General features: G+C 65.9%; 11 protein-coding genes. 7 read left to right on the top strand and 4 right to left on the bottom strand.

Annotated elements, in window-relative coordinates:
- The coding region (locus tag AB4Y99_RS16840) for an ATP-binding cassette domain-containing protein (RefSeq protein ID WP_441524118.1) at positions 1–370 on the top strand (370 nt) is incomplete at its 5' end.
- Positions 371–495: 125 nt separating this feature from the next.
- Here the strand turns inward: AB4Y99_RS16840 and AB4Y99_RS16835 are convergent.
- The 4 genes from AB4Y99_RS16835 to AB4Y99_RS16820 all read right to left on the bottom strand — a co-directional run bounded on the left by AB4Y99_RS16835 (position 496) and on the right by AB4Y99_RS16820 (position 5,310).
- Complete coding sequence (locus AB4Y99_RS16835) at positions 496–1,734, bottom strand: c-type cytochrome (protein ID WP_441524117.1); 1,239 nt, start codon at positions 1,732–1,734, stop codon at positions 496–498.
- 2 nt (positions 1,735–1,736) lie between these two features.
- The gene (locus AB4Y99_RS16830; RefSeq protein WP_441524116.1) at positions 1,737–3,503 is read right to left on the bottom strand and encodes a GMC family oxidoreductase; all 1,767 of its coding nucleotides are present in this window, start codon (positions 3,501–3,503) and stop codon (positions 1,737–1,739) included.
- A 3-nt stretch (positions 3,504–3,506) separates the two neighbouring features.
- Positions 3,507–4,256 carry a gluconate 2-dehydrogenase subunit 3 family protein gene (locus AB4Y99_RS16825; protein ID WP_441524115.1) on the bottom strand — a complete coding sequence of 250 codons (750 nt, stop codon included), beginning with the start codon at positions 4,254–4,256 and terminating at the stop codon, positions 3,507–3,509.
- Between the two features lie 184 nt (positions 4,257–4,440).
- Positions 4,441–5,310: an SDR family oxidoreductase gene (locus tag AB4Y99_RS16820; protein WP_441524114.1), complete on the bottom strand. Its 870-nt coding sequence runs from the start codon at positions 5,308–5,310 to the stop codon at positions 4,441–4,443.
- Between the two features lie 325 nt (positions 5,311–5,635).
- Between AB4Y99_RS16820 and pip the strand changes: the two genes are divergently transcribed.
- The 6 genes from pip to AB4Y99_RS16790 all read left to right on the top strand — a co-directional run bounded on the left by pip (position 5,636) and on the right by AB4Y99_RS16790 (position 13,626).
- A complete protein-coding gene (gene pip, locus AB4Y99_RS16815) occupies positions 5,636–6,613 on the top strand; it encodes a prolyl aminopeptidase (protein ID WP_441524113.1) in 978 nt (325 codons plus the stop codon).
- 10 nt (positions 6,614–6,623) lie between these two features.
- Positions 6,624–8,438 (top strand): S9 family peptidase, encoded by a 1,815-nt coding sequence (locus tag AB4Y99_RS16810; RefSeq protein WP_441524112.1) that lies wholly within the window; start codon positions 6,624–6,626, stop codon positions 8,436–8,438.
- Positions 8,439–8,452: 14 nt separating this feature from the next.
- Entirely contained in the window at positions 8,453–9,883 is a 1,431-nt protein-coding gene (locus tag AB4Y99_RS16805; protein ID WP_441524111.1) for a M20 family metallopeptidase, read from the top strand.
- A gap of 91 nt (positions 9,884–9,974) precedes the next feature.
- A complete protein-coding gene (locus AB4Y99_RS16800; RefSeq protein ID WP_441524110.1) occupies positions 9,975–11,612 on the top strand; it encodes an ABC transporter substrate-binding protein in 1,638 nt (545 codons plus the stop codon).
- A gap of 10 nt (positions 11,613–11,622) precedes the next feature.
- Positions 11,623–12,690, top strand: a complete 1,068-nt coding sequence (locus AB4Y99_RS16795; protein WP_038365492.1) for an ABC transporter permease — start codon at positions 11,623–11,625, stop codon at positions 12,688–12,690.
- Positions 12,691–12,699: 9 nt separating this feature from the next.
- Complete coding sequence (locus tag AB4Y99_RS16790) at positions 12,700–13,626, top strand: ABC transporter permease (protein ID WP_441524109.1); 927 nt, start codon at positions 12,700–12,702, stop codon at positions 13,624–13,626.
- Positions 13,627–13,691 lie beyond the last annotated feature (65 nt).

Genomic DNA, 13,691 nt, shown 5'->3' with positions numbered 1-13,691 from the left:
GGGCTACGCCACGCTGGTCGGCGAGCGCGGCATCAAGCTTTCGGGCGGCGAGCGCCAGCGCGTCGCGCTGGCCCGCGCCTTCCTGGCCGATGCGCCGATCCTGATCCTGGACGAGGCGACCTCGAGCCTCGATTCGGAATCGGAGGCGCTGATCCAGCAGGCGATCGAGCGCCTAATGGAGGGCCGCACCACGATCGTGATCGCGCACCGTCTTTCGACGGTGCGGGCCATGGACCGCATCCTGGTCTTCGATCGCGGCCAAGTGGTCGAGGAGGGGCCGCACGAGGCCCTGCTGACCCGCGAGGACGGCGCCTATCGCGCGCTGTTCGAGAAGCAGGTCAGCGAACTGGCCAAGGGGCTGGCGGCGTAAGCCGTCAGCCTGCTCCGAGACCGAAAGGGCCGCGCGAGCGGCCCTTTCGTTTTGCCGACAGGCTTACCTGGGGTCTCGCGTGATGCTGTGCGGGAGCAGCAGGCGGGTGCCGAGCTTCGATCGGGCTAGGGTGCCAGAGTCTTCCGCAACGTTGCGACATCCTTCGCCTCGACGGGCGCTGCGGCATTGCCCCAGCTGTTGCGGATATAGGTCAGGACCGCGGCAATCTCCTGGTCGCCGAGATTCCAGGCGAAGGAGGGCATCGCGGGACCTGTCGGAACGGCTTCTGTGGCGCCGGCCCGGCTTCCCGCGAGCACGACGCGTATGAGCGAGGTCGGATCGCCCGCATTGACGAGCGGCGCCTCTGCGAGACGCGGAAAGAGCTTCGGCACGCCGGCTCCGTTCGACAGATGGCAGCCCATGCAGCGGTCTGCGAAGATTGCCTGCCCGGCTATCATCAGCTTGTCGCCGGCGGGCAGCGGTGAAGGCGCCTTCGCCTCGCCATTGCGGCCAGCCTTGAGATAGACTGCCACGGCCTTCAGATCCGCGTCCGTCCAGTGCTGCGACGATTTCTCGACCAGCTCGGCCATGGGGCCCGACGCGATGTCGAAGCGGTTGGCGCCCGTCTTCAGATACTGGACGATCTCGTCCTCGCTCCAGGCGCCGATGCCCTTATGCGGGTCGGCGGTGATGTTGGGCGCGAACCAGCCCTGCAGCGTCGCGCCTTCGAGGAACTGGCTGTTCTTGTCGCCGCCGATCAGGCTCTTGGGCGTATGGCAGGTGCCGCAATGGCCCAGCCCCTCGACGATATAGGCGCCGCGGTTCCAGTCGGGCGACTTCGCCGGATCGGGCTTGAACTCGCCTTGCGTGAAGTTGAGCAGGTTCCAGCCGATCAGGCTGGCGCGGATGTTGAACGGAAACGGCAGCTGGTTCGGCTCGACCTTGTTCTTCACCGGCTCCAGCGTCTGCAGATAGGCCCAGATCGCCGCGTTATCCTGCGCGGTCACCTTGGTGTAGGCGGTGAAGGGCATGGCGCCATAAAGGTGATAGCCGCCCTTGCCGATGCCCTTCGCCATCACGCTCTGGAAATCCTGGAGCGACAGGCGCCCGACACCGGTCTCGGGATCGGGCGTGATGTTGGGGGCGACGAGATTGCCGAAGGGCGTCTGCAGCACGACCCCGCCGGCGAAAGGCGGCAAGCCCGGTGCGGTATGGCAAGCCGCGCAGTCTCCCAGGACTGCGAGGTAGCGCCCTTTCTCGACCTGCGAGAAGGCGGCGTCACCGGTGACCTGCGCGCCGACCGGAATGGCGGCGGTCATGAAGGCGGCGAAGGCGGCCCTGCCGAGCCGTTTGGAAAGGAGCATCCTCATGCGCTCACCAAGGGGCCGGGGTTCTTGAGATAGAGCCGGCGGATGGCGTCGGCCGCCTTGAAGGCGAGTGCGCCGACGGTTCCCGTCGGGTTGTAGCCGGGGTTCTGCGGGAAGGCCGAGGCGCCGACCACGAAGAGGTTGGGCACATCCCAGCTCTGCAGGTATTTGTTGACCGCGCTCGTCTTGGGGTCCGCGCCCATGACGAAGCCGCCGACCACATGCGAGGATTGATAGGGGCCGGTGTTCCAGTGCCCGGTCATCGGATGGGGCACGAACTGGCGCGGGTTCATCGCCTTGGCGATGCCGGCGACCTTGTCGGTGCAGTATTGCGACATCTTCAGGTCGTTCTGCGCGAAATCGAAGGTGATGCGCAGCAGCGGCCGCCCGAGCCGGTCGGTATAGGTCGGGTCGAGCGAGAGGTAGTTGGTGCGCGTCGCATAGCTCGACGCCTCGCAGCCGATCGACATGGAACTGAGGTAGTTCTTGACGGTCTGGCGCTTCCATTCCGAGCCCCAGAGCGGCGTGCCGGGCGGTGTCGGCCGGTAGGCGATCGGGGCCGCGCCGATCGGCGTGACGCGGATGCTGCCGCCGCCGAAGAAGCCCAGGCCGGAATGGTCGAAATTGTCGTTGTTGAAATCGTCGATCCCCATGCCGAGCGCGCCGGCGCCGATGAAGGGGTTGAAGTTCTTGTCGTCGAAGAAGAGCTGGACGTTGTTGGCGGTCTGATAGGCGTAGTTGCGCCCGGTCGTGCCCGTCTGGGTCTCGGGGTCATAGGGCGTGCCGACGCCCGAGAGCAGCATCAGCCGCACATTCTCGAAGGTGAAGGCGGTGACGATGACGAGGTCGGCCGGCTGCTCCCATTCCTTGCCGGAGGTGTCGATATAGACGACGCCGGTGGCGCGCTTGCCGGTGGCGTCGAGCGTGACCCTCAGCACCTCGGAATTGGTCTGCGCCCGAAAATTGGATTTTCGCACCAGCACCGGCAGGACGGTGGTGATCGCGCTCGCCTTGGAATAGTTGGCGCAGCCGTAATTCGTGCAGAAGCCGCAGAAGGTGCAGGGCCCCATCGTGACGCCGAGCGGGTTCGTATAGGCCTCGGAGATCAGCGCCGAGGGAACGGGGAAGGGCTTGTAGCCGAGCTCCTTCGCGGCCTGCGCGAACAGGGTCGGCCCATAGGGCTGGCGCATCGGGCCGGTCGGGTATTCTTCCGAGCGAGGCCCCTCGAACGGGTTGCCGCCCTCGCGGATCTGCCCCTTGAGGTTGCCGGCCCGGCCGGAGAGCCCGGCAAGCCGGTCGAACGCCGTGTAGAACGGCTCCATCTCGCTCCAATCCGTGCCCCAGTCCTGCAAGGTGAGCTCGGCCGGGATGGCGCCTGCGCCATATTTCTCGGTGAGATGGGATTTGAGCCGGAACTCCTCCGGCTGGAAGCGGAAGGTGATGCCGGCCCAGTGGTTGCCGGCGCCGCCCGTGCCGTTGCCGGGATGGAACGAGCCCCAGCTGCGCATCGGCAGCGCCGTCTGGGACGGGTTGTTGCGGGCGGTGACGGTGTTCTGCGCGGTCTGGAGCATCAGCTCCTGGCGCTGGCTATAGCGCAGCTCATCCGGGGCGGAGGCGATGTTGAAGTCGCGCGCCGTCTCGCGCCAGGGACCGCGCTCGAAGGCGACGACCGAGAGCCCCTGATCCGTCAGTTCATTGGCGATGATCGATCCCGCCCAGCCGAGGCCGACCACCACCACATCCGTCGCGGGCAGTTTCGTGGCCATGGCTCAATCCTTCACGCGCCATTCGGACCGCCCGGCGATGCTGAGCGGGGGCAAATCGAGCTTCTGGTTATGCTTGTCGATGTAGTCGCGGTAATCGTAGCGCGCCCCGGGAAAGCCGAGCATCCGCCACGACACCATCTCCCTGTTGCCGCCATAGATCGGGTCGGCGAAAAAGCCTTCCATGGTGTTCTGCAGGAGGAGCGCGAAGAAGGCCTTGCCATCGACATCCTTCAGCGTGATCGCGCCGGTCTGAAGCTGGGTCAGGACCTGGTCGCGCTGCTCGGGCGGCAGATCGGCGAAGGCCTTCTGATAGGTTTCGCGGCAATGCGCCTGAAGGCCCGCGAGCCCCAGCCGGTAGCGCTGACGCGGGTCGAGCGGGAACTGGTCGCCCTGTTCGGGCGTGCCGGGTTGGAACGGCCCCTTCATGTAGAGCCGCTCGGAGGAGCCATAGCTGCCGGCGAGCTGCCGGTCGATGAACTCGACGCAACCGGCATCCTTGCCGCTGATGCTCAATTCGTCAGCCGGGATCAGGCGCTCGGTGATCGCGCCGACCATGCGGACTTCGTCGGGCGTCAGGAAATACCACGTGCCCGAGCCCAGCGTCTGCGGCGGGCTGGCATCGAAGGGCTTCCAGGGTGGGCTGCCCGCGATCGTCTCGCCAAGGCCTCGCCCGGTCGAGCCGAGAAACAGGGCGATCGCCGTCGAGGAGAGGAACTGCCGGCGGTTGGGCCGCATGGTTTTGGTGGAGAGCATCGCCTACCAACCGTTCTCTTGCGGGCTCAGCTTTCGTAGCGAGCCGCCCAGCCAACCTATACTGCGACAAATTCGAATAAGAGCCCCGTTTACAGCATCAGCCATGCGCGGGCTGCATGACGCCGGCCTCACCTCTTCGCGGAGATCGGCCGTGTGAGCGCCAGCCGAGGGTCTGTTGGCGGTCTTAAGCCGACATGATCTGCTCGGTGAAGGTCTCGGGTTGCGCCGTCGAAATACGCCAGTCGAGCTCCTCGCCAAAAAGTTCTGCCGCGAGGCTGCAATCGAGGGCGCTGTAATGTGGACGGGGGGCGCCGCCACCGAATTCTGCCATGGGCACCCGCAGCAATTTTGGCGTTTTCCTTCCCGCTCGCCGAAGAGATTCGAACGCCGAGGCGGCCCAATCAGCGCGCGACACCGGCGGCGATCCGGCCAGATGGAGCATCTGCGGAATGGCTTCGCCTGCGTTCATGCGCTCAGACAGCGCCAATAGTCTCTTGGCAAGCTGGCGGATCGGAGTCGGGGAACCTGTCTGGTCATGCGCCACTTTCACCGTGTCGGCATCGGCCCGAAGCAGGTTCGCGATGAAGTCTTTGCCGTCTCCGAAGAGCCACGCGACGCGCGCGATACAAACCCTGCTGCCGACGGCCAGGACATTGCGCTCGCCTTCCGCTTTCAGGCGGCCATAGCTGTTGAGGGGCGAGACCGGATCCGACTCGCGCCACGGTCGGAGGGTTTCAGCCCCGAACACATAGTCGGTCGAGATATGGATCAAAGGCGTTCCCAGCCGGGCGCAGGCCTGGGCGATATACCCCGGCGCGGTGGCATTGACGGAACGCGCGCGCTCCGGGGCGGTATCGGAGGCCTCGACGCTGCTGAGCGCTGCAGCATTGATCACAACATCCGGGCGCAATCGATCAAGTGTGGACCGGATGGAAGCGGCATTGGTGATGTCGAGTTCCGCGCTCGAAAGCGTGCGAACGTTTGAGCCGCCCGTTCGCGCCAACGCGCGTGCCAGTCGCCCATTACCGCCAGTGATAAGCACTTTGACGCGCACAAGTCGCTCCCGCTTCCGGTTCTCCGCTGCGCAAATTCTACACGACCCTCGGCAGGTGCCCGCACCTCACCCGAGCGCGCCGTTGGCCGAATGGCGAAGCCGCAACATGGTTCGAGGATGATCGGCACGGGATCAGGCGGTTAAGCCTTTGAGATCGTGACACGAACCTTCAAGCAAAGAAGCATTTGCCACCGTCGGTTCACGTAAAACTATTCCAGATCGTCATAACAACGCATTCCAAATGCATTGGCCAGCGATGGTTCGGGCGTGCCATCCTCCGGTCGCATGGGGAGCGTCGCGGCGCTCCCGTGCAGCGGAGCCCGATGTGCCTGACGACGAGAGCGCTCTCTATCCCGTGGTCGAGCCTTACCGCTCGCTGCGTCTCCCGGTCGGTGACGGCCACGAGCTTCAGGTCGAACTGAGCGGCAATCCCGATGGCATTCCCGTCGTCTTCCTGCATGGCGGCCCCGGCGCGGGCACCAAGCCGGCCCAGCGCCGGACCTTCGATCCGGCGGCCTTCCACCTCGTGACCTTCGACCAGCGCGGGGCAGGGGGCTCCAGCCCCTCGGCCGAACTCGCGGGCAATACCACGCAGGCGCTGATCGCCGATCTCGAACGAATCCGGGAGCATCTCGGCATCGAGCGCTGGCTCGTCACGGGCGGATCCTGGGGCAGTTGCCTCGGTCTCGCCTATGGACAGGCCCACCCGGAGCGCTGCCTCGGCTTCCGCCTGCACGGCATCTTCATGGCGGAGCGTACCGAGATCGACTGGTGGTTCCACGGCTCGCGCACGATCTTCCCGGACCATTGGGAGACCTTCGCCACTTTCGTGCCGGAAGCGGAGCGCGACGACCTGCTCGGCGCCTACTATCGCCGGCTCACCGGACCTGACCGCGAGCAGCAGATCGCGGCTGCGATCAGCCTCAGGACATTCTCGGGGAAGACGCAGACCTTCCTACCCGATGCCGAGCATGTCGCGGCGCTGACCGAGCCGGATGCTGCGCTCGCGCTCGCCCGCATCTTCACGCATTACTGCGTCAACGGCGCCTTCCTCGAACCTGGCCAGCTGCTGCGCGACGTCTCGCGCATCCGGCATCTGCCGGCGGAGATCGTGCAGGGGCGCTACGACATCGTGACGCCGATGTGTACGGCCTGGCGCCTGAAGACGGCCTGGCCCGAGGCGCGCTTTACCATCGTGACCGAGGCCAACCACGCGGCGACGCCGAGCGCCCCGGCCCTGTCGCTGGCGCTGCGCGACGCGACCGATCGCCTGCGCGACTCCATGCCGGCCCTCGCGGCCTGAAGGAAAGACCATGTACGAAGCCGCCAGCCAGATCCGCCTGGGTATCGAGCCTTATCTCGAAATCCGCAGCGCCAAGAGCCCGGCCGTCGCGCCGGATGGCGAGCTTCTCGCCTATCTCAGCGACGAGAGCGGTACGCACCAGATCTGGCTCCGGCCGCTTGCCGGCGGGGCGCCCTGGCGCCTGACCGACATGCCGGAGCCGGTCGGTTCGATCGCCTTCAACCCGAAGAGCCGCGACCTGCTCTTCACCATGGATTGCGGCGGCGACGAGCGGCACCAGCTCTGGCTCATACCGGACGCCTCCGGCGTGCCGCAGTCGCTGACCGACGATCCGACGGTGGTGCATGTCTGGGGTTGCTGGGCGCCGGACGGGCAGCGCATCGCCTTCGCCTCGAACGCGCGCGACCGCGAGCATATGGACATCTATGTGATGGACATGGCGACGCGGGCGACGCGGCGTGTCTTCGAGGGCAGCGGCTATCGCGAGGCCGTCGCCTTCTTCCCGGATGGGCGCTCCCTTCTGGTGGCCGACGCCACCCATGCGATGAACGATCAGGATCTCTACCGGCTCGATCTCGAAAGCGGGGCGCGCGAGGCGCTGCTGCCGCATGAGGGCCGCGCCCGCTATGCCGCCAGCCGGATGAAGAAGGACGGCAGCGGCTTCTTCACGATCACCGACCAGGGCCGGGAATTTCTTAGCGTCGCCTTCCGGTCGATGGCCGATGGCGCGCTGAACTGGATCGTCGAGCGCGATGGGCAGGATATCGAGGCCGTAGCGCTGGCGCCGGACCAGAACCGTCTAGCCTATATCGCGAATGATCGCGGCTGGAACCGCATCTTCGTGCGCGAGATCGCTGATGGGGTCGAGTTCGAGGTCGAAGGCTTTCCGCGCGGTTCTATTGCCTCCGTCGCCTGGCTGCCGGATGGTTCGGGGCTTGTCTTCCCGCTCGACGGCTCGACCTCGTCGCCGGATATCTGGCGCTTCGACATCGCCTCGAAGCAGGTGAAGCGCCTGACCGATGCCTCGAAAGCCGGGATTGATCCCGCGGGCTTCGTCGAGCCGACGGTCGCGAGCACCAGGAGCTTCGACGGGCTCGAAGTGCCGTTTTTCGTCTATCGGCCGCGCGGCAAGGCGCCGGAAGGGGGCTATCCTGTCGTCGTCGTGGTCCATGGCGGTCCGGAGGCGCAGTGGACCCCGATCTTCCGGGCCGACCTGCAGTTCTTCCTGAGCCAGGGCATCATGGTGATCGCGCCGAACGTGCGCGGCTCGACCGGCTATGGCCGCAGCTACCACCATCTCGACGACAAGCATCTGCGCATGGACAGCGTCGCCGACCTCAAGGCGGTCCGGCTCTGGCTGCGCGAGCAACCGGATGTGAACGATGACCGCGTCGCGGTCTATGGCCGCTCCTATGGCGGCTTCATGGTGCTGGCGGCACTGACCGAGCAGCCCGAGCTGTGGAAGGTCGGCATCGAATTCTACGGCATCGCCAATTTCCTGACGCTGCTGGAGACGACCGGGCCGTGGCGGCGCTATCTGCGCGCCGTCGAATATGGCGATCCTGTCGCGGACCGCGAGAATCTGATCCGCTTCTCGCCGATCCACAAGCTCGACTGCATCCGCGTACCGCTGTTCATCGCGCAGGGGCTCGACGACCCCCGCGTGCCGCCGGGCGAGAGCGAGATGATCTATTCCGTGCTGCGCGGTCTCGGCCGGCCGGTCGAGTATCTGCGCATCCCGCATGAGGGCCACGGCTTCGCCCGGATCGAGAACCGGCGCACCGTCTTCGGCGGGGTGGCCCGTTTCCTGCGAGAGCATCTGTAGAAAGGATACCAGCCATGCAGAATTCCGAGATCATCTGGGAGCTGGTCGATGCCAAGCGGCAGCCTTTCGAGGCACTGAGCGACCGCGTCTGGGGCATGCCCGAGATCGCCTATACCGAGTATCGCTCGGTCGGCGAGCATATCGCGATGCTCAAGGAGCAGGGCTTCCGCATCACCGAGAACGTCGCGGGCATTCCGACTGCCGTGATGGGCGAGGCGGGCGAGGGCGGCCCGGTCATCGCGATCCTCGGCGAATACGACGCGCTGCCCGGCCTGAGCCAGGAGGCTGGTATCGCCGAGCCGAAGCCGGTCGAGGCCGGCGGCCATGGCCATGGCTGCGGCCATAACATGCTGGGCTCGGCTGCATTGCTGGCGGCGACCGCGGTGAAGGACTGGCTCGCCAGGACCGGCCGGCCGGGGCGCGTGCGCTATTTCGGCTGCCCGGCGGAAGAGGGCGGCGCGGCCAAGGCCTTCATGGTGCGTGCGGGTGCCTTCGACGATGTCGATGTCGCGATATCCTGGCACCCGGCCTCGATGACCAAGGTCGACGATGCCTTGTCGCTCGCCAACACCCGGATGGATTTCCAGTTCACCGGCCGCGCCTCGCATGCTGCGGCTGCGCCCCATCTCGGCCGCTCGGCGCTCGATGCGGTGGAACTCATGAATGTCGGCGTCAACTACATGCGCGAGCATATGCCGTCCGATGCCCGCATCCATTATGCCTATCTCGATGCCGGCGGCATTGCGCCCAATGTCGTGCAGGCCTCGGCCAAGGTGCGCTACGCCATCCGGGCCCGCGACCTCGCCGGGATGCTGGAGCTCAACGAGCGCGTGAAGAAGATCGCCGAGGGTGCGGCCTTGATGACCGAGACCACGGTCTCGATCTCGATCATGAGCGCGGTCTCCAACATGCTCGGCAATACGCCGCTGGAAGACGCGATGTTCAAGAACATCGACCGGCTCGGCCCCGTGCCCTTCGACGCGGCGGACAAGGCCTATGCGGCCAAGATCCAGGCGACGCTCGGCCCGGCCGACATCCTCAACGATTATCGCAAGACCGGGATCGCGCCGCGCGAGAACACGCCGCTCTGCGATTTCGTCGTGCCGCAAGGCACGCGCGGCGTGCCGATGATCGGCTCGACCGATGTCGCCGATGTCAGCTGGAAGGTGCCGACCATCCAGGCGCGGGTCGCGACCCATGCCATCGGTACGCCCGGCCATTCCTGGCAGATCACGGCGCAGGGCAAGGCGCCGGCCGCGCATAAGGGTATGGTCCATGCCGCCAAGATCATGGCGGCGACGGCGGTCGACGTGATCAGCGACGAGACGCTGCTGGCGCGCGCCAAGAAGGACCATCAGGAGCGGGTGACGCGGACGCCCTATGTCTGCCCGATCCCGGCCGATGTGAAGCCGCCGATCAAGCCGCGGCCTGCTGCTGCCGCCTGAGTCGGCGCTACCTCGGGAGCAACCGCAAGGCTGCTCCCGGACGACATATGCGTTTCCAATCAAACAATAATCAAAGAGCGGGATCGAGATCATGACCAACCGAAACGACGAGATCGTAATCAAGCGACGCCTCGCCGGACGCGAGCTGCTTTCCGCCGCGGCAGTCGCCGCCCTTTGCGCCGGCGCAGGAGTGGCCGTCGCCGCGACGCCGAAGAACGCGCTGGTGATGGCGTGGAACGTCGATGCGATCAGCACCTTCGACCCTGCCCAGGTTGGCGAGGTCGTCACCAACGAGATCCTGCAGAACACCTGCGACACGCTGGCCGATTTCGACCCGGCCGACGAGCGCAAGGTCGTGCCGAGCTTCGCCGAGCGCTGGGACGTCTCGCCGGACCGCAAGGAGATCACCTTCCATCTGCACAAGGGCGCGAAATTCCCCTCCGGCAATCCCGTCACGGCCGAGGATGTCGCCTGGTCGCTGCACCGCGTCGTCAAGCTCAATTTCGGCAACGCGGCGACGCTGACCGAGTTCGGCTTCACCAAGGACAATGTCGAGCAGACCATCGTCGCGGGCCCGAACGACACGCTCGTCTTCAAGCTCGACAAGCCCTATCCGACGACGCTTGTGCTGCAGTCGATCGCGGCCAACCGGGTGTCCATGGTGATGGACAAGAAGACCCTGATGGCGAACGAACAGGGCGGCGATCTCGGCAACAAATATCTGGCGACGCGCACGGCCTGCGTCGGCCCCTACAAGCTGACGCGCTGGAATGCCGGCGAGTCGATCGTGCTCGAAGCCAATGATGGCTATTGGGGCAAGGCGCCTGCACTCAAGCGCGTGCTGATCCGCCATGTCGCGGAGCCCGGCACCCAGCGCCTGCTGCTGAGCCAGGGCGATGTCGACGTGGCGCGCGACCTGACCCCGGAGGACCTGAAGGACCTCGAAGGCTCCAAGGGCGTCTCCATCGTCAAGGTACTGAAGCCGCAGCTCTTCTTCTGGACCTTCAACGTCGCCGACGGGCCTTTCTCCAAGGAGAAGGTGCGCCTCGCGATGCGATACCTGATCGATTATGACGGCCTCGGCAAGACGATCATGACCTATCTGGGCGTGCCGCGCGCCAGCTTCGCTCAGCTCGGCGCCGTCGGTGCGCTCGACGCGAAGGAAGGCCAGCCCTTCAAGCTTGACCTCGACAAGGCCAAGCAGTTGCTCACGGAGGCGGGCTATCCGACTGGGTTCGAGGCGAGCCTGATCTTCGGAACGTTGCCGCATTCGGCGCCGCTGGCGCAGAGTGTCCAGCAGAATGCCGCCAAGATCGGGGTCAAACTCTCGCTCGAGCGCATGGCCAATGCCCAGCTCTTCAGTAAGGTACGCGGGCGGGAGTTCCAGTCGGCGATGATGGCATGGCAGACTGGCGTTCCGGATGCGCATGGCAACGCATCCCGCCTCGTCTACAATCCCGACAACAGGGCCGAGGCGAAACAGACGCAGTATCCGAGCTGGCGCGCTTCGTTCCAGGACAAGGAGCTAAATGCCAAGGTCGATGCGGCGCTGCTTGAAGGCGATCCGATCAAGCGCGACGCGCTCTACGCCGAGATCCAGAAGGAGACGATGGCCAAAGGACCGATGGCCATCATGTTCCAGATGAACAACGTCGCCGGCGTCCGCAAGGATCTCAAATCCTGGACCTGGAACGGCTTCAGAACCTATTACGAGCTGGCGACCAAGTAAGGCCGCCGCGATGTCCCGGACCGCCATCGCGGCGTCCGGCCCGAGCTCTGAGCCGGTGCGGATTCTTCCGTCCTGGCTCAAGATCTCCGGCCGGATCCTCGCATCCTTCACTGTTACCCTGCTCGGGCTGGCGGCGCTGACCTTCTTCATCGGCCGCCTGCTGCCGCTCGATCCCGTCGTCGCCGTGCTCGGCGACAACGTGACCCAGGAAGCCTATCAGGCGATGTACAAGCAGCTCGGTCTCGACCAGCCGCTTTATGTCCAGTTCGGCCGCTATATCTGGGGCGTGCTGCATCTCGATTTCGGGATGGCGCTGACGACCGGCAAGCCGGTGATGGCCGATATCGCCCGCGTCTTCCCGGCGACGATCGAGCTCGCCAGCGTCGCGATCGTCATCGGAACCAGCCTGGGCATCCCGCTCGGCGTGCTCTCGGCGATGTATCGTGGATCGTGGCTCGACCAGATCGTCCGAGTCGTCGGGCTGATCGGCTATTCCGCGCCGAATTTCTGGCTCGGCCTGATGGGGCTGGTGCTGTTCTACGCGACGCTGGGCTGGGTCGGCGGCCCCGGTCGCATCGACTTCACCTACGAGTTCGACCTCGAGCCGGTCACCGGCTTCCTGCTGATCGACAGCCTGCTTGCCGGCAACTGGGAGATGTTCGGCAATGCCGTCTCGCACATCATCCTGCCGGCCTCGATCCTGGCCTTCAGCTCGCTCGCCTATATCAGCCGCATGACCCGCAGCTTCATGATGGAGCAGCTCAGTCAGGAATACGTCGTGACGGCGCGCGTGAAAGGCCTGTCCTGGGCACGCACGGTCTGGGGCCACGCCTTCCGCAACATCGCCGTGCAGGTGGTGACGGTGGTGGCGCTGTCCTACGCCTTCCTGCTCGAAGGCGCGGTGCTGACCGAGACGGTCTTCGCCTGGCCGGGCTTCGGCCGCTACCTGACCAATGCGCTGCTCGCCGGCGACATGAACGCGGTCGTCGGCTGCACGCTCCTGGTCGGCGTCATCTTCGTCACGCTCAACCTGTTGTGCGACCTGCTCTACCGGGTCTTCGACCCGCGGACCCGCTGAGGCATGGCCATGACACCACAATCCATCGACCAGGCCGGCGGGCGGGGCCTCAAGGCCTGGCTCGCGGCGCCCGTTCCGTCCTCGCCCTTCCAGGCGCGGATGCAGCAATTGTCGCTGAAATGGTGGCGGCTCAGGGCCAACCCTGCCGCTATGTTCGGCCTCGCTGTCATCGTTCTGATTGTGCTGGTGGCGCTGTTCGCGCCCCTCGTCGCGACCCACGACATCTACGCGCAGGACCTGACCAAGCGCCTGCAACGGCCTTCGGTTGCGCATTGGTTCGGCACCGACGAGCTCGGCCGCGACATCTTCAGCCGGTTGGTCTTCGGCGCGCGGATCACGCTCTACATCGCCCTGCTGACGGCTGTGATCGCCGCGCCGCTCGGGCTGATCGTCGGCACCACCTCCGGCTATCTCGGGGGCTGGGTCGATACCGTGCTGATGCGCATCGTCGACATCTTCCTGGCCTTCCCGAGCCTGGTGCTGGCGCTGGCCTTCGTCGCGGCGCTCGGGCCCGGCATCGACCATGCGATCATCGCGATCGCACTCGCCGCCTGGCCGCCGATCGCGCGATTGGCACGGGCCGAGACACTGTCGATCCGCAAATCCGACTATATCGCGGCGGTGCGGCTCCAGGGCGTCTCGCCGCTCCGGATCATCCTCGGCCATGTCGTGCCGATGTGCATTCCCTCCGTCGTGGTGCGCATCACGCTGAGCATGGCGTCGATCATCCTGACGGCGGCCGGCCTCGGCTTCCTCGGACTGGGTGCGCAGCCGCCGAGCCCGGAATGGGGCGCGATGCTGGCCTCGGGCCGCGAGTTCATCCTGACCAATGGCTGGATCGCCGGCATTCCCGGCCTCGCCATCCTCGTCACCAGCCTGGCCTTCAACCTGTTCGGCGACGGCCTGCGCGATATCCTGGATCCGCGTCATGGATAAGCCGTTGCTCGAGGTCGAGGACCTCTCCGTCACCTTCAAGGGCGCGCATCGCTCGGTCCAGGCGG

It is taken from the genome of Allobosea sp. TAB14, assembly GCF_052113865.1.
Lineage (GTDB): Bacteria > Pseudomonadota > Alphaproteobacteria > Rhizobiales > Beijerinckiaceae > Allobosea > Allobosea spartocytisi.
Note: the sequence above shows the minus strand (reverse complement) of the source record. Positions and strands in the feature narration are given on the sequence as shown.

Coding starts and splice junctions, on each gene's coding strand:
- AB4Y99_RS16825 (WP_441524115.1), bottom strand. CDS start 4,256: ATGCTCTCCACCAAAACCATGCGGCCCAACCGCCGGCAGTTCCTCTCC.
- AB4Y99_RS16810 (WP_441524112.1), top strand. CDS start 6,624: ATGTACGAAGCCGCCAGCCAGATCCGCCTGGGTATCGAGCCTTATCTC.
- AB4Y99_RS16805 (WP_441524111.1), top strand. CDS start 8,453: ATGCAGAATTCCGAGATCATCTGGGAGCTGGTCGATGCCAAGCGGCAG.
- AB4Y99_RS16830 (WP_441524116.1), bottom strand. CDS start 3,503: ATGGCCACGAAACTGCCCGCGACGGATGTGGTGGTGGTCGGCCTCGGC.
- AB4Y99_RS16835 (WP_441524117.1), bottom strand. CDS start 1,734: ATGCTCCTTTCCAAACGGCTCGGCAGGGCCGCCTTCGCCGCCTTCATG.
- AB4Y99_RS16800 (WP_441524110.1), top strand. CDS start 9,975: ATGACCAACCGAAACGACGAGATCGTAATCAAGCGACGCCTCGCCGGA.
- AB4Y99_RS16795 (WP_038365492.1), top strand. CDS start 11,623: ATGTCCCGGACCGCCATCGCGGCGTCCGGCCCGAGCTCTGAGCCGGTG.
- AB4Y99_RS16790 (WP_441524109.1), top strand. CDS start 12,700: ATGACACCACAATCCATCGACCAGGCCGGCGGGCGGGGCCTCAAGGCC.